The sequence below is a fragment of the Paraplanobispora siamensis genome (assembly GCF_016863175.1).
Lineage (GTDB): Bacteria > Actinomycetota > Actinomycetes > Streptosporangiales > Streptosporangiaceae > Planobispora > Planobispora siamensis.
Genome location: NZ_BOOJ01000003.1, coordinates 1 through 16,334, shown reverse-complemented (window position 1 = coordinate 16,334; position 16,334 = coordinate 1). Strand labels below are relative to the sequence as shown.

The 16,334-nt window shown below is 72.9% G+C and carries 11 protein-coding genes; 8 read left to right on the top strand and 3 right to left on the bottom strand.

The features are described 5' to 3' along the window. Positions 1-8: 8 nt before the first annotated feature. Positions 9-2,384: a glycosyl hydrolase family 95 catalytic domain-containing protein gene (locus Psi01_RS01150; protein WP_204062009.1), complete on the bottom strand. Its 2,376-nt coding sequence runs from the start codon at positions 2,382-2,384 to the stop codon at positions 9-11. A 40-nt stretch (positions 2,385-2,424) separates the two neighbouring features. Between Psi01_RS01150 and Psi01_RS01145 the strand changes: the two genes are divergently transcribed. Together Psi01_RS01145 and Psi01_RS01140 are read left to right on the top strand one after the other, a co-directional pair. Beyond that, positions 2,425-4,290 (top strand): beta-galactosidase, encoded by a 1,866-nt coding sequence (locus tag Psi01_RS01145; RefSeq protein WP_204062008.1) that lies wholly within the window; start codon positions 2,425-2,427, stop codon positions 4,288-4,290. Between the two features lie 80 nt (positions 4,291-4,370). Continuing rightward, positions 4,371-5,588 (top strand): pentapeptide repeat-containing protein, encoded by a 1,218-nt coding sequence (locus tag Psi01_RS01140; RefSeq protein WP_204062007.1) that lies wholly within the window; start codon positions 4,371-4,373, stop codon positions 5,586-5,588. 158 nt (positions 5,589-5,746) lie between these two features. On the opposite strand, the gene Psi01_RS01135 is transcribed toward Psi01_RS01140, so the two are convergent. Further along, a complete protein-coding gene (locus Psi01_RS01135; protein ID WP_204062006.1) occupies positions 5,747-6,151 on the bottom strand; it encodes a hypothetical protein in 405 nt (134 codons plus the stop codon). Between the two features lie 515 nt (positions 6,152-6,666). Here Psi01_RS01135 and Psi01_RS01130 point away from each other — a divergent pair. After that, positions 6,667-8,259: a CocE/NonD family hydrolase gene (locus Psi01_RS01130; protein ID WP_204062005.1), complete on the top strand. Its 1,593-nt coding sequence runs from the start codon at positions 6,667-6,669 to the stop codon at positions 8,257-8,259. 91 nt (positions 8,260-8,350) lie between these two features. Next, complete coding sequence (locus Psi01_RS01125) at positions 8,351-10,033, top strand: diguanylate cyclase (RefSeq protein ID WP_239126919.1); 1,683 nt, start codon at positions 8,351-8,353, stop codon at positions 10,031-10,033. Positions 10,034-10,057: 24 nt separating this feature from the next. Here the strand turns inward: Psi01_RS01125 and Psi01_RS01120 are convergent, their stop codons facing one another. After that, positions 10,058-11,452, bottom strand: a complete 1,395-nt coding sequence (locus tag Psi01_RS01120) for an NAD(P)H-quinone dehydrogenase (protein ID WP_204062003.1) — start codon at positions 11,450-11,452, stop codon at positions 10,058-10,060. 153 nt (positions 11,453-11,605) lie between these two features. On the opposite strand from Psi01_RS01120, the gene Psi01_RS01115 reads away from it, so the two are divergent. The 4 genes from Psi01_RS01115 (at position 11,606) to Psi01_RS01100 (ending at position 16,289) form a co-directional block, all read left to right on the top strand. Then, a complete protein-coding gene (locus Psi01_RS01115) occupies positions 11,606-12,058 on the top strand; it encodes a gamma-glutamylcyclotransferase family protein (RefSeq protein WP_204062002.1) in 453 nt (150 codons plus the stop codon). A gap of 71 nt (positions 12,059-12,129) precedes the next feature. After that, the gene (locus Psi01_RS01110; protein WP_204062001.1) at positions 12,130-12,933 is read left to right on the top strand and encodes a purine-nucleoside phosphorylase; all 804 of its coding nucleotides are present in this window, start codon (positions 12,130-12,132) and stop codon (positions 12,931-12,933) included. Between the two features lie 93 nt (positions 12,934-13,026). Beyond that, complete coding sequence (locus tag Psi01_RS01105) at positions 13,027-14,667, top strand: phospho-sugar mutase (RefSeq protein WP_204062000.1); 1,641 nt, start codon at positions 13,027-13,029, stop codon at positions 14,665-14,667. Between the two features lie 197 nt (positions 14,668-14,864). Then, positions 14,865-16,289, top strand: coding sequence for an ATP-binding protein (locus Psi01_RS01100; protein WP_204061999.1), 1,425 nt, complete (start codon positions 14,865-14,867; stop codon positions 16,287-16,289). Positions 16,290-16,334: the final 45 nt, after the last annotated feature.

Here is a 16,334-nt window from a genome sequence, read left to right as displayed (position 1 = left end):
CCAGCGCTTCAGGCTTCCAGTTCCTGAATTAGTTTTGCGTCCAAACCAACAAACGTCAATGGGAGCGTTTCCCCGGCGGGCACCCGGGCGCGCTGGAGACCGCAGGTGACCAGGAGCGGCCGCCACGCCCTGACCACGGCCTCGATCCGCCCGGGTTCCCAGGTCAGCCGCTCGACGGTCCCGCCGCGCACGACCAGCCCTCTCGCCTCGCCGTACGGCCACGCCTCGGGGAGGGCGGGCAGCAGGTCGACCCGGCCGTATCCGGAGGGCGGCAGCGAGGAGCGGACGAGCATCGCGGCCACCAGGGCGGGCAGCCCGCCGCAGACGTCCACGTTGAAGATCGCGTCCCGGTTGTGGGTGGAGACCAGGTTGTCGGCGCGCCAGTAGCGGGTGGCCAGCAGCGTCAGCGCCTCGTGCGCCTCCCCGGCCAGCCCCAGCGCCGCCGCCGCCAGCCCGAGCTGGACGAGCCCGAAGGCCATCTCGTCGCTGTCCGCCCCCCGCCACCACTCCAGCCGCCGCCGGACCGCGAGCGCCGCGGCCGCCTCCAGCCGGGGATCGTCGAAGGCCGGGTCCCGCTCGTACCAGAGGGGGTAGAGGTGCGAGGCGTGACGGTGAGCGTGGTTGTCCTCCACCGCTCCCGCGGCCTCTCCGCCTGCGGCGTGTTGTGAGTGATCGGCCCCGTCCGTGCCCTTTCTCGTGCCGATCCACTCGGCCAGCTCTCCGGTCGGCGCGATCCGGTAGCCCGGCAGCCGGTCCAGCAACCGCCTCCACCGGGCGTGGTCGAGGCCGAGCACCTCGCAGGCGTGCACGAGGTTGCGGAGCAGGTCCCTGGTGACCGCGACGTCCATGGTCGCGTTGACGCACGCCTGGGAGTCGCCGTCCGCCGGGGTGTTCTCCGGCGAGTACGAGGGGACGAAGTCGCCGTCCTCGGTGAGGAAGTCCTCGTAGAACACGGCCGCCTCGGTCATGAACGGCAGCCCCCGGTCACGCAGGAAGTCCGTGTCCCCGGTGTGCGCGTAATGGTCGTGATAGAGCCGGGCCAGCCAGCCCGCCCCGGCCGTCCAGAAGGTCAGGCACCAGATCGGCCCGAAGTGGTTGTGCAGGCCGTGGGTGGACATGTGCGCCGGGACCAGGATCCCGCGGCAGCCGTACAGCCTGCGGGCGTTCTCCCTGAAGTCCTCCATCATGGCGTCCGCCAGGTCGAACACCGCCGTCGCCAGCTCCGGCGTCCCGGTGACCGCCAGCCCCGCCACCGCCGAGGCCAGATTCCCGTCCATGGTGAACCCACTGCGCCACGGCGGGTCGTACGTCCCGCTCCAGACCCCCTGCAACGTCGGCGGCGACTCCCCCGAACTGGAGATCACCGCATACCGCCCCGCCCCGAACAACCGCCCGATCCCCTCCCCCCTCCCGAACCCCGCCGCCCCCCGCTCCTCCGGCGCCGGTGTACGGCGGCCGAGGCGGAGGGAGGAGCGGGAGAACAGGTCGCCGTGGACGGCCGTGTGCCCGCGGAGGAGGAGGTCGAAGTCGGCGGGGATCTCTTCCAGGGGATCCGGCCGGCTGCCGTGGATCACCGTTCGGGCGAGGATGAGGGCGTCATCGCCGATCAGGAGTCCGCCGGAGCGCGTTTCGGCGGTGCCGACGATCCGGCACTCGACCGTGTACCCCGTGATCGCCCCCGGCCACCGCACCTCGAACTCCGCGTTCAGGACCAGGCGGCCGGGAGCGACGACCGTGGTGAACCGGATGGGAACCGGCGGCTCCTCCTCGATCGGGACCAGCCGCAGCAAGCCCTCGCCCCCCGACCATCGGATCACCACCGCATCGGCCGGCCGGGAGACGAACACCTCCTGCCGGACCCCGCCCCACTCCTGGGTCACCAGACCACTCGCGAAGTCACAACTCCGCAGATACTCGCCCTCCGATACCGGCAATGGCGGGGGGATGGCGGGGTTCGCTGCGGGGAGCGGGAAGCGGGGGGTGAAGGCGAGGGTGCCCGAGGGGATGAGGGGGTCGATCCAGCGGGTGTCGGCGTAGCCGGGGTGTTCGCCTGTCGCCAGTTCGACGACCCGGTCGGCCGCCTCGCCGGGGCGGCCGCCGTACAGCGAGGCCCGCAACTCACGCAGGACGGCGGCGGTGCGCGGGGGCGGCAACGGCTCGGCGACCGGCAGGAACAGGCGTTCATGTGAGAGCGTTACCCGGAGCTCACCGGGGCCGCCCGGAACCGCGACACCATCATGACCGCCAGGGCCGTCCGGAGCGGTGACACCGTCGTGATCTCCGGCGGGACCGCCGTAGACCAGGGCTCCCTGGCGGCCGTTGCCGGTGATCAGTGCCCGTTCCCAGTCTCCGGTCGCGACCCTTGAGACGAATCCGTTATCCATGGATAATTAGTTTAGATTCCATCCGAACAAAGGAACCAGAGTGCGCTGGCCGAAAGGGCTCGACGGGTTGTGTTACGGCGGGGACTACAACCCCGAGCAGTGGCCGGAGGAGGTCTGGCGAGAAGACGTCGCGCTGATGCGGGAGGCCGGGGTCAACCTGGTCAGCGTCGGCGTCTTCTCCTGGGCGCGGCTTGAGCCCGTCGAGGGTTCCTACGACTTCGGCTGGCTGGACCGCGTGCTCGACCTGCTCCACGAGGGCGGCGTCAGGGTCGACCTGGCCACGCCCACCGCCTCCCCGCCGCCCTGGTTCTCCCTGGCCCACCCCGACGCGCTCACCGTCACCGCCGACGGCGCCCGCCTGAGCCACGGCAGCCGCGACACCTACTGCGTCAGCGCCCCGGCCTACCGCGAGGCCTCGGCCCGCATCGCGCGCGTGCTCGCCGAGCGCTACCGCGACCATCCGGTGCTGGCCATGTGGCACGTGCACAACGAGTACGGCACCTGGTGCCACTGCGACCACGTCGCCGCCGCCTTCAGGACGTGGCTGCGCGGCAGGCACGGCACGCTGGAGGCGCTGAACGACGCCTGGACGACCTCGTTCTGGAGCCAGTACTACTCGGCGTGGGAGCAGATCATGCCGCCCCGCGCCACCCAGTACCTGCCCAACCCCGCCCAGGTCCTGGACTTCCGCCGGTTCCTGTCCGACGAGATGCTCGGCCACTTCCGCGAGCAGAAGGCGATCCTGCGCGAGCTCACCCCCGACGTCCCCGTCACCACGAACTTCGTCTTCGGCGACTGGGTCCCGGTCGACCAGTGGAAGTGGGCGCAGGAGGTGGACCTGGTCGCGATCGACCACTATCCGTCCGAGAACCCCCCGGAGGAGACCGCGTTCGCCGCCGACCTCGCGCGCGGCTGGGCGGGCGGGAGGCCGTGGCTGCTGATGGAGCAGGCGGTGGTGACCTACACCGGCCCCCGGATGGTCGCCAAGCGGCCCGGGGAGATCACCCGGCTGAGCCTGTCGCACGTCGCCCGGGGCTCGCGCGGGGCGATGTTCTTCCAGTGGCGGGCCTCGCGGGGCGGGGCCGAGCTCTGGCACGGCGGCATGGTCCCGCACGCCGGCCCGGACTCGCGGATCTTCCGCGAGATCCGCGACCTCGGCAACCTGCTGCCCGCCCTCGCCGAGGCCTGCCGGGACCCGGTCGAGGCCCCGGCCGCCATCCTGTGGGACACCGAGGCCGGCTGGGCGCTGCAGTCGCCCGGCTTCCCCTCCACCGGGATCGGCTATCTGGAGGCGGTACGGCAGGCGCACCGGGTGCTCTACCGGCACGGCGTCACCGCCGACTTCGTCCATCCGTCGGCGGACCTGTCCGGCTACGAGCTGGTGATCGTTCCCAGCCTCTACCTGATCTCCGAGGACGCGGCCGACAACCTGCGCCGCTACGCGGACGGCGGCCACGGGACCCTCGTGGTCTCCTTCCTCAGCGGCATCGCCGACGAGCACGCGCGGATCCGGGTCGGCGGCTATCCGGGCGCCCTGCGCGGCGTCCTCGGCGTCCGGGTGGAGGAGTTCCTGCCGATCGGCGAGCCGGTCACGCTGGACACCGGCGACACCGCGTCCTTGTGGACCGAGCGGGTCCACCTGGCCGGAGCCGAGGCCCTGGCCCGCTATCCCGACGGCACCCCGGCGGTCACACGTCACGGCCGGGCCGTCTACGTCTCCACGCGCCTGTCCGACGACGCCTACGCCCGCCTGCTCGGCCTCGGCTCACCCGCCCCGGTCGAGCTCGTACGGCGCGGCGAATGGCTGTTCGCGATCAACCACGGAGGCGGGGAACGGAAGATCCCCGGTAATCTGCTGCTTCCCCCCGGCGGATACGCGGTGGCCAAGGTGCCCCGGCCGGGGTGACCGTCCGCGGTTCAAGTGAGTGTCTAGCGGAATGAAATGATCCACTGGCACGCTCGGGACTGCTGTTGAAGGAGGCACCCGTGCGTCGTTCCATCCCCCTGACACTCATCGCCGCGACTTTCGCGCTGTCGGGGTCCGTCATCGCTCCCGCCCACGCCTCGGCCGGGCACGTCACCGCCGCGCAGACCAACCCCTGCCGCCCCGGCGAGGGCGCCAACCTGCGCGGCAAGGACTTCACCAAGGGAGCCCAGCTCCCCGACAACCTGCGCTGCGCCGACCTGACCGGCGCCAAGCTGGACGGCATCGAGTTCGTCCAGGAGGACATGACGGGTGCGATCCTGCGCAACGCCTCGCTCAAGAAGGCCAGGTTCACCCAGGCCACCCTGAAGCACGCCGACATGCGCGGCGCCGACTTCACCGAGGCCAACCTCGGCCAGATGCACGCCGACTACGCGGACCTGCGCGGCGCGATCCTGATCGACGCCGAGGCGGGGCAGGCCCAGTTCCCGTACGCGGACCTGACCGGGGCCACCCTGACCCGGGCCGAGCTGACCCAGGCCGTCTTCACCAGCGCCAAGCTCGTCGACGCCGACCTCACCGAGAGCACCCCCGGTCAGCTCAAGGCTCGCAAGGCCGACTTCACCCGCGCCAAGATGCGCGAGGCCAAGCTGGGCCAGGCCAACCTGCGCAACGCCACCTTCAAGGACGCCGACCTGACCGAGGTCGACTTCACCCAGGCCGAGCTGGGCGGGGCCGACTTCACCGGGGCGACCGTCCAGGACGCCTCCTTCACCCAGGCCGACGACGCGAACCTCAAGGGCGCCAAGGGCACCCCGCAGGACATCAGCGATTTCGCCTTCCCGACCCCCGACGCAGCCGATGAGGAGTCGCCGACCGGTGACCCGGACCCCGTGGCCGCGCAGGAGGACAAGGGGATCTCCATCGGCCTCGTCATGGTCGTGCTCAGCGCGGTGGGCCTGGCGCTCACCGTGGTGGCCTGGGGCGTCAGCGCCCAGCGGCGCAGCAGGCGCAACGCCCGCTTCGCCCTCATGCGCCGGGGGGCCGAGGAGGACATCACCCGGCTCGGCGAGGAGATCGACCAGCTCGACTACGAGTTCCAGATCAGCGGGCGCGGCGGCATGACGGCCGACCAGGACTGGCGGCACGCCATCGACGCCTACGAGGCCGCCAAGAACGCCCTGGTGATGGCCAGGCGGGAGCAGGAGCTGCACTTCGTGGCCCGCGCCGTACAGGACGGCAGGGCCGCCCTGGGACGGCTGCGCGCCCGGGTCCACTGACGGCGGGCCACGAGAGCGGATCACTGGGGGCGGATCGCTGGGGGCGGGCCACGGCGCCCGCCCGGCACCCCGTCCATCCGGTACGGCGCCTGCCGGGTGTCCCGTTCATCCGGTCCATCCGGTACGGCGCCCGCCCAGTGTCGTCCTCACCCGCTTCCTCACCCGACGACGCGGATCGCGAACTCCACCTCGTACGTCGCGTTCCCGGCCCGGTTGGTGAAGGAGAGCTGCGTCCGCACGTTGCCGCACGGCAGTTCCACGTTGGCGATCCTGTCGTTGAGCGTGAGATCGTCCTCGATCAGCTGGAAGGCCAGGATGCCATCGGTGAACTGCACGCGCACCGGCGGAACGAACCCGAACGCGCCGGCCGGCCGGCCCGTCCCCGCGGTCGGGAACTGCACGGTCCCCCCGGACAGCGGGAAGAGGTTCCCGCCGATCCGCAGGAAGATCTCGTCGCCGTTCCCGCCCTCCTGCAGGTCGACCGCCTTGACCTCGTCGCCGATGACGTTGTCGGTGTTCTCGATCGTGAAGTCGCACACGGCGAGCGAGGCGGGGCCCGTCACGGCCGGAGCCCGACCGCTCGCGGCCGAGGCGGATCCGGTCGCCGCCGGCGAGGCCGCCAGTGCTCCGGCGAGCAGGAACGCCGCCGCCGTCCTTCCCCGCCGCCCGCGCCGTGCAAGAACGCCACACCGTACGAGAACACAACTCCGTACGAGGACACCGCACCGTACGAGGACACCGGGGTCACGCCGGCGCCTGGGGACGCCAGGTTCGCGCTGCCGCATGGGGACTCCTGACGATCATCGCGGCGGCCGGACGCCCGCCGCTCCTGCCAGCGATGCTCGGCGCGGGCCGTACCCGGCAGAAGGTGCTTTTACCGTGACGGAGCGCGCCCTTCCTCCTTCACATCTCCCCTCCTGCCGCACAGCCCCGGAACGGCGATTGTTACCGACGCGTAACATGCCATCTGGTTACCAGCGGTAACACAACGGGTTACCGTCGGGTCACTTTCCCCTCAGGCGTACCGACCACCGGGTGAGACCGGCCGCGACCGGCCGGCGACGGCAGGAGACGGCCCATGAGACATGCACGCCCCCGACCCACCACCGTCGCCGTCGTGGCCGCGGCGCTCCTGGGCTCCGCCTGGGGCCCGGCCCCCGCCCGGACGAGCGGAGACGCGGCCCCCGTCCGGACCGCCGGGGACACGGCCGCGCCGTCCATCCGGTTCGTCACCGTCACCGGCGCCGGCGGCACGAAGCTCGCGGCCAACGTCGTCGCACCCGGCGGCCGGAACGGCGGGCGCCGCCATCCGGTGATCGTGCTGCCCACCAGCTGGTCCGTGCCGCAGGTGGAGTATCTCGTCCAGGCGCAGAAGATGGCCCGCGCCGGTTACGTGGTGGTCAGCTACAACACCCGCGGCTTCTGGCAGTCCGGCGGGAAGATCGACGTCGCCGGTCCCCGGGACGTCGCCGACGCCTCGAAGGTCATCGACTGGACGCTGCGCAACACCCCCGCCGACCCGCGCAGGGTCGGCATGGCCGGCGTCTCCTACGGCGCGGGCATCAGCCTGCTGGCTTCGGCCTTCGACCGGCGGGTCAGGGCCGTCGTCGCGATGAGCGGCTGGGCCGACCTCGTGGCCTCCATCTACAGCGGCCGCACCCAGCACTCCCAGGCGTCGGCGATCCTGGTCGGCTCCGGCTTCGCCACCGGACGTCCCAGCGCGGAGCTGCAGCGGCACATGCGGGGCTTCTTCCGTTCGGAGCTGAACCGGGAGGCCGAGATGATCGCGTGGGCCCGGGTGCGCTCCCCCGCCGCCCACCTGGCCAGGATCAACGCCAACGGTCCCGCGATCATGCTGGGGAACGCCTGGGGCGAGTCGCTGTTCCCGCCGAACCAGTACGCGCGCTTCTACGAGAGGCTCACCGGGCCCAAGCGCCTGGAGCTGCGGCCGGGCGACCACGCGACCCCCGAGGCGACCGGCCTGCTGGGCCTGCCGAACGACGTGTGGAAGAACTGCCGGCGCTGGTTCGACCACCACCTCAAAGGCACGGACAACGGCATCGACCGGGAGGACCCGGTCCGGGTGCTGCCGCGCACCGGCGGCGGTTACGAGGGCTACCCCACCTGGCGGGCCCTGACCTCGGCGACCGAGAAGGTCCCGCTCACCGGCACCCGGCGGATAGCGGCGAACGCCGACTCCGGCGCGAACGGCGGGACGGTGTTCCTGTCCGGCATCCTCGACCAGTTCGCCAAGGCCCCGCCGGAGGTGACGGTCCCCCTGCTGCCGCGCTCACGCGCCGCCGTCTGGCAGTCGCCGCGCCACGCGGACGGCCTGCGCGTGCGCGGCACGGTGAAGCTGCACACCACGGTGACCGCCACCCGGGAGAGCGGCACCGTCGTCGCCCATCTCTACGACGTGGGCCCGGGCGGCAGGGGCAGGCTGATCACGCACGCGCCGTCCACCTTCCACGGCAGGAGGCCGGGCAGGGCGTTCGGCCTCGACCTGGAGCTGTTCTCCACGGCCTACGACGTCCCGGCCGGTCACCGGCTCGCCCTCGTCGTCGACACCGCCGATCCGCTCTACATCGAGCACAACCCGCCGGGCGCGGAGCTCGCCTTCTCCTCGCCCGCCGGGAACCCGTCGTACGTCTCGATCCCCCTGCGCGACTGACCGGATCGGCTCAACTCCTCCGGCCCGCTGCCGATGGGACCTCGACGAGGTGTGTGACAGGCGCGTCGAGGAGGGGAATGCCACCGTGCCGATGCTGATCGCGATATTCGCCCTGGCGGCCATGGTGGCCGTCTCCGGGGCCGTCATCGGCTGGACCCGGCGGCGCCAGGCTCCGTTGTTCGGAGTGCTGTCGTTCTTCTCCACGGGCGTCGCGCTGTGGGCGGTCTCCGATGTGATCGCCTTCCTGGTCCGCGACCCCGGCGAGGCGCTGCTGTGGGGAAGCATCCTGTTCCCCTCGGAGGCCGTCGTCACCGCCGGGTTCTTCTGCCTGGCGTCGACGGTGGCGGACCGCGCCTGGCGGGTCTCGTGGCGCACGGTGACGCCGCTCCTGATCGAGCCGGCGATCCTGATCGTCCTGCTCGCCACCAACCCGTGGCACCGGCTGTTCATCCCCGAAGTCACCAGGGCGGCCTGGCAGGGGGAGTTCATCCTCCAGATCGGGCCGCTCTACTGGCCGCATGTCGTCTACGGCTACATCCTGGTGCTCGTCGCCCTGTTCCGGGTGGCCCGTGCCCGCCGCCGGAGCCCGCGCGAGCAGCGCTGGATCTACAACTGGACGCTCTGCACCGCGCTGCCGCCGCTGCTGATCAACCTGGTCGGCCTGCCGCTGGAGGGCCGCTATTCGGACATGACCTCCGCCGGGTTCGCCATCACGGTGATCATCGCCTACCGGATGGTGGCGCACCCGACCCTGCCGGAGCAGATCCCGGTGGGGCGGCAGCAGGTGTTCGACACGCTCTCCGACGCGGTCATCGTGACCGACCAGTGCGGCCGGATCCTGGACCACAACCCCGCCGCCCGCCGGCTGACGGAACGGATCCACCCGGACGCGGCGCACCCGCCCGCCGTACCCGCCGCCGAGCCCACCGAGCCCGCCGGCCCACCCGCCGAATCTCCGTCCGCACCGCCCGCCGAGTCGTCCGCGCCGCCCGCCGTACCCCTCGCCGCGTCGCTCACCGGATCACCGGCCCGCGAGGTCTTCGGCACGGACCTGCACCTGCGGGAGGAGGGCGAGACCGACCAGGCCCTCACCGACGTGGCGGGCAGCGGGATCGACCTGCACCTGCGGATCGGCCCGCTGCGCGACCGCAAGGGCAACGTCATCGGCTGGGCCATGGCGGCCCGGGACGTGACCGAGGCCAACCGGTTGCGCCGCGAGGTCGAGGAGGCCAACGCGCTGCTGCGCGAGCAGGTCGTCCGGGACCCGCTGACCGGCCTGTACAACCGCCGTCACCTGATGGACACCCTGCCGGAGCTGCTGGCCGAGGCCGCCGCCGGCGGAACACCGCTGACCCTGGCCGTCGTCGACGTCGACCACTTCAAGCAGGTCAACGACACCTACGGCCACGCCGCCGGCGACGCCGTCCTGGTCGCCGTCGCCCGGCTGCTGGCCTCCGGCGTCCGGCACGACGACCTCGTGGCCCGCCTGGGCGGAGAGGAGTTCGTGATCGTCCTGCCCGGCGCGGGCGACGACGTGGCCCGCACCCGCCTGGAGGAGGTGCGCGAGCTGGTGTCGCGGGGCCGGACCAGAACCGACGGGCACCGGCTCGCGGTCACCGTCAGCATCGGCTTCGCCTCCTTCCCCGGCCTTCGGAGCGTCGACGAACTGCTCAACGCCGCCGACGAGGCCCTGTACGCCGCCAAGGCCCGGGGCCGCGACCGCGTCGAGCAGGCCGCCGTCCCGCAGCCGGTCGGCGAGCGCCGGACCGCGTGACCCCCGTCGTCAGAACCGCCGCCGTCAGATGCCGGTGGGGGTCATCGGCTGCATCAGGCGGCGCGCGGCCTCGGTGATGGAGCCCGACAGCGACGGGTAGACCGCGAAGGTGTGGGCGACCTGGTCCACGGTGAGCCGCTGCTGGACGGCCAGCGAGACCGCCAGGATCAGCTCGGAGGCGCGCGGGGCGACCACCACGCCGCCCAGGACGATGCCGGTGTGCGGGCGGCAGAACAGCTTCACGAAGCCGTCGTGGAAGCCCTGCATCTTGGCCCGGGCGTTGGTGGCCAGCGGGAGCTTGACCACGTTGGCGTCGATCTCTCCGGCCTCGATCGCCTTCTGGGCGACGCCCACCGCGGCGATCTCGGGGTCGGTGAAGATGTTGGAGGCCACGGTGGCCAGGCGCAGCGGCTGCACGGCCTCGCCCAGGGCGTGCCAGACGGCGATGCGGCCCTGCATGGCGGCGACCGAGGCGAGCATCAGCACGCCGGTGCAGTCGCCGGCCGCGTAGACGCCCGGCGCGGAGGTGCGGGAGACCTTGTCCACCTGGATGAACCCGCCCCGGTCGAGGGTGACCCCGGCCTCCTCCAGGCCGATCCCCGCGGTGTTGGGGACCATGCCGACGGTCATCAGGCAGTGGCTGCCCTCCGCGGTCCTGCCGTCCTCCAGCGTGACCACCACGCCGTCGGCGGTGCGCTTGACCGACTCGGCGCGGGAGCGGCCCATGACGTTCATCCCGCGGCGCCGGTAGACCTCCTCCAGGACCTCGGCGGCGTCGGCGTCCTCGTTCGGCATCATCCGGTCGCGCGACGACACGAGCGTCACCTCGGAGCCGAGCGAGCGGTAGGCGCCGGCGAACTCCGCACCGGTGACGCCGGAGCCGACCACGATGAGGTGCTCGGGCAGCTCCTCCAGGTCGTACATCTGCCGCCAGGTGAGGATGCGCTCGCCGTCGGGCTCGGCGGTGGACAGGATGCGCGGGGTGGCGCCCGTCGCCACGATCACGACGTCGGCCCGGATCGTCCGGTCGCCGGCCCGGACCACCTGCGGGTCCACCAGCCGCCCGGGAGCCCTGACCACCTCGACGCCCTCGGCGGCCAGGCGCGCGGCGATGTCGGCGGACTGCGCCTGGGCCAGCTCCTTCACACGCGTGTTGACCAGCGGCATGTCCGCCACCGGGCTGCCCACGTCGCCGTCGGGGCCGCCGCTGTAGTGCACGCCGAGGGCGGCGGCGTCGAGCAGCGCCTGCTTGCGGACGGAGGTCGCGATCAGGGTCTTGGACGGCACGCAGTCGGTGAGCACGCAGGCCCCGCCGGGACCGTCCTGCTCGACCACGGTGACCTGTGCCCCGAGTTGCGCCGCCACCAGGGCCGCCTCGTATCCGCCGGGCCCGCCACCGATGATCACGATCCTTGTCACGTCCCCCATTGTCCCGCATCGCCGGACCGCATCACCGCCCGGTCCCCCTCGGTGACGGCCCGAAATCACGGAAACCGCCCATATTCGGAGAAAATTAGCGGCGCGCCGCCGGAGAGTGAGCATCTCCGCGATCGTGGATTACTCTTGGATGCCGTGCCTGTCTACGCCGCCTACGGCAGCAACATGGACCCCAAGCAGATGGCCCAGCGGGCCCCGCACTCCCCCATGCGGGGGTCGGGCTGGCTGCAGGGCTGGCGTCTGACTTTCGGAGGGGACGACCTCGGCTGGGAGGGCGCGCTCGCCACCATCGTCGAGGACCCCTCCGAGGAGGTCTTCGTCGTCCTCTACGACGTCCCCGAGTGGGACGAGACCTCCCTCGACCAGTGGGAGGGCGCCATCCGCGGCCTCTACCACAAGGTGCGGCTGCGGGTGCAGACCCTCGAGGGCGAGGTCGTGGCCTGGTTCTACGTGCTCGACGGTTACGAGGGCGGCCTGCCCTCGGCGCGCTATCTCGGCATCCTGGCCGACGCCGCCGAGCACGCCGGGGCCCCCGACGACTACGTCAAGGCGCTGCGCGGCCGTCCCTGCACGTCCCTGGGCGGCTGACGGACGCCTCATCGGGCGGCGCGACGCGCCCCTGGCATGGTCCGGAGGGTCGGACGAGTACGCTCGGTGAGGTGACCAATGACCCTTATGCACTCGCCACGGACGCCGCGATCGCGCTGAGGAGCGCCACCGGAGTCGATTCCTTCGACGTCGCGCTGGTGATGGGGTCGGGCTGGGTCCCGGCCGCCGACGCGATCGGAGAGACCGTCGCCGAGATCCCGGTGACCGACCTGCCCGGGTTCGCCCCCGCCGCGGTGGCCGGTCACGCGGGCCGGATCCGCGCCGTGCGGACCGCGACCGGCGCGAACGCCCTGATCTTCCTCGGCCGCACCCACCTCTACGAGGGCAGGGGCGTCGAGCCGGTCGTGCACGGCGTGCGGACCGCGATCAAGGCCGGGGTGCGCACGGTCGTGCTGACCAACGCCGCGGGCGGCCTGCGCCCGGAGACCCAGAAGGTCGGCGAGGCGGTCCTGATCAGCGACCACATCAACCTGACCGGCGCCAACCCGCTGACCGGGGCCACCTTCATCGACCTCACCGAGGTCTACTCCCGGCGGCTGCGCGCCCTGGTCCGCGAGGTCGACCCGAACATGGCCGAGGGCGTCTACATCGCCTTCCGCGGCCCGACCTACGAGACCCCGGCCGAGATCCAGATGTGCCGGACCATCGGCGGCGACATGGTCGGCATGTCCACCGTGCTGGAGGCCATCGCGGCCCGCGAGGGCGGCGCCGAGGTGCTCGGCATCTCCCTGGTCACCAACCCGGGCGCCGGTCTGGTCGGCGAGCCGCTGAACCACCAGGAGGTCCTGGAGGTCGGCCGCGCCACCGCCACCCGGATGGGCGAGCTGCTGAGCCAGGTCGTCGGCAAGCTGTAAGCGACCGCGGGGCCCCGTCCACCCGGGCACGGCCCCGCGGACTCCAGGCACAACCGGCGGGGGTGATCCCCCCGCCCCGGAGCATGAGGTGACATGAGCAGCGATCTCGTACGGCTCGCACAGGCCTGGCTGGCCCAGGACCCGGACCCGCAGACCCGGGCCGAACTGGAGACCCTCCTTTCCGGCGGCGACGAGGCGGCGCTGCGCGACCGGTTCCAGGCCAAGCTTGAGTTCGGCACCGCCGGGCTCCGCGGGGAGCTGGGCGCCGGGCCCAACCGGATGAACCGGGTCACCGTCATGCGCGCCGCCGCCGGCCTGGCCGCCGTCCTCGGTCCCGACCGGCACGTCGTGATCGGCTACGACGCCCGCCACAACTCCGACGTCTTCGCCCGCGACACCGCGGCCGTGCTCACCGGCGCGGGACTGCGGGCCTCGCTGCTGCCCGCCCCGCTGCCCACGCCCGTGCTGGCCTTCGCCGTGCGGCACCTGGGCGCGGACGCGGGCGTGACCGTCACCGCCAGCCACAACCCGCCCCGGGACAACGGCTACAAGGTCTACTGGGGCGACGGCTCCCAGATCGTGCCGCCGATCGACGCGGAGATCTCCGCGGCCATCGACGCCGTCGGGCCGGTCTCCGAACTGCCTCTCGGCTCCCCCGCCGACCCCGGCTGGACCGACCTCGGCGAGGAGATCGTCGCCGCCTACCTGGACGCGGTGACCCTGCTGCCGCTCGGCGAGGACCGCGACCTGCGGGTGGCCTACACCCCCCTGCACGGCGTCGGCGGCCTCACGCTCACGGCCGCCTTCCTGGCCGCCGGGTTCGCGAGCCCGGCGACCGTGAAGGCCCAGGCCGACCCGGATCCGGACTTCCCCACCGTCTCCTTCCCCAACCCGGAGGAGCCCGGCGCGATGGACCTCGCGCTGGAGCTGGCCGGGCAGATCGACGCCGACATCGTGCTGGCCAACGACCCGGACGCCGACCGCTGCGCGGTGGGCGTGCCGCTGCCCGGCGGCGGCTACCGGATGCTCACCGGCGACGAGGTCGGCGCGCTCCTGGGCGAGCACGTGATCAGGAGCACCTCCGGCGACCGGCTGGTGGCCACCACCATCGTCTCCTCGTCCCTGCTCGGCAAGATCGCCGCGGAGTACGGCGTGCGCTACGCCGAGACCCTCACCGGCTTCAAGTGGATCATGAAGGCCGGTGAGGGCATGGTCTTCGGCTACGAGGAGGCGCTGGGCTACAGCGTCGGCTCGGAGACCGGCCTGCCCGTCCACGACAAGGACGGCATCGGCGCGGCCCTGACCGTCGCCGGTCTGGCCGCCGGGGCCAGGCGCGAGGGCCGTACCCTGCTCGACCTCCTCGACGACCAGGCCCGCAGGTACGGCCTGCACGCCACCTCCCAGCTCTCGGTGCGGGTCGCCGACCTGTCGCTGATCGCCGGGGCCATGGCCCGCCTGCGCGCCGACCCGCCCGCGGAGCTCGGCGGCTGCGCGGTCGAGTCGGCCGAGGACCTGAGCGCGGGCGCGGGCGGCCTGCCGCCCACCGACGGCCTTCGGTACGTCCTGGCGGGCGGTGCCCGCGTCGTGGTCCGGCCCTCGGGCACCGAGCCGAAGCTCAAGTGCTATCTGGAGGTCGTCGTCCCGGTGGACGGCGAGGTCGCCGACGCGCGGGCGCGGGCCGTACGGGATCTCGACGCCCTGAAGAGCGACCTGTCCGCCGTCCTGGGCCTTTAGCCGTCCTGGGCCTTTAGCCGTCCCGGGTCTGCAGCGCGTCCCGGGTCTGCAGCCGCCGGGCCTGGGGGCCGCCCGACCGTTCCCGGCGGGAATCTGAGCGCATTTGGCCATCTCATGGATGACACGCCCGCTTGGGATGGTCTCGGCCCGGAGAGTCTCACTGGAGAGAGTCTCACGGCTGAGACCATCGGAGGGCGATGGACCGGTTCATTGAAAGGCCCGCTGAGCTGGGAAAACTCCAGCTCCTGCTGGACAGGGTGGAGTCGGGGGGCAGAGGAGGACGGCCCGGGCGGGCCGTCCTGATGCGCGGGCGCCGCCGCGTCGGCAAGTCGCGCCTGGTGGAGGAGTTCGCCCGGCGCTCGGGCGTCCCGTGCGTGTTCTACTCCGCTCCCCGAGGGTCGCCGGCCCAGCAGCTGCGCGAGTTCCTCGCCGCGGCCGGCGCCTCCGGCCTCCCCGGCGCCGAGTCCCTGGCCGGGCGGTCCGCCGGATCGTGGCAGGACGCGCTGGCCCTCGTGGCGGCGGCCCTGCCCCAGGACGCCCCGAGCATCCTCGTCGTGGACGACCTGCCCCACCTGCTGGCCGGCGACCCCGGCTTCGAGGGCACGCTGCAGGTGACGTTCGCCCGCGAGCTGTCGCGCCGCCCGGTGCTGCTCGTCCTCGTCGGCTCGGACCTGCCGGTGATGGAGGCGGTCAACCGGCCCGGCAGGCCCTTCTACATGCGGGCCACCGAGATGGTGGTCCACCCCCTGACCCCCGCCGACGTGGCCGACGCCCTGGAACTGCCCGCGGCCGAGGCCGTCGACGCCCGCCTGGTCTCCGGCGGCCTGCCGATGATCTGCGGGAGGTGGCCGCGGGGGCTCAGGGTCAGGGAGTACCTCCGGCGCGCCCTGGCCGACCCCGCCTCGGCCCTGGTGGTGACCGGCGAGCGCGCCCTGGCCGCGGAGCTGGCCCCGGACGCGCAGGCGCGGGCCGTACTGAACGCCGTCGGCTCGGGGGCGCGCACCCACTCCGCCATCGGCCGCGCCGTCCCCGAGGTCCCCCGGGCCTCGCTCAACCGGGCGCTGCAGTCCCTGGTGGACAGGCGGCTGGTCGCCGCCGACCTGCCGCTGGCCACCCGGCCGTCACGCGAGACCCGCTACCGGGTCGCGGACGCGCACCTGTGGTTCTGGCTGTCCTTCGTCGGCCCCGGGCTCCCGGAGATCGAACGCGGGCGGGGCGACCTCACCCTCGCCCGCGTGCTCCGGTCCTGGGACTCCTGGCGCGGCGCGGCCGTGGTCCCGCTGGTCAGGCAGTCGCTGCGGCGGATGGACGGGCTGCCCCGGCGCACGGACGCGATCGGCGGCTACTGGACCCGCACCGGCGACCCGGAGATCGACATCGTGGGGGCGGACCGCGAGCCGGTCGGCGAGACGATCACCATGGTCGGCGCGGTCACCTGGCGCGAGGACCGGCCCTTCGACCGGCGCGACCTGCACGAGCTCATCATCCGCCGCTCGAAGCTGCCCGGCGCCGGCGCCGAGGTCCCGCTCTTCGCCGTCTCCCGCAGCGGCACGGAGACCGCCGAGGCGAGACTGGTCGCCCCCGACGACCTCGTCGACGCCTGGCGCCCCCGGGAGAGCTGACCCCCGGGGGGCCCGGCCCGAGCCCGCCCGGCCGCGGGGCCGTAC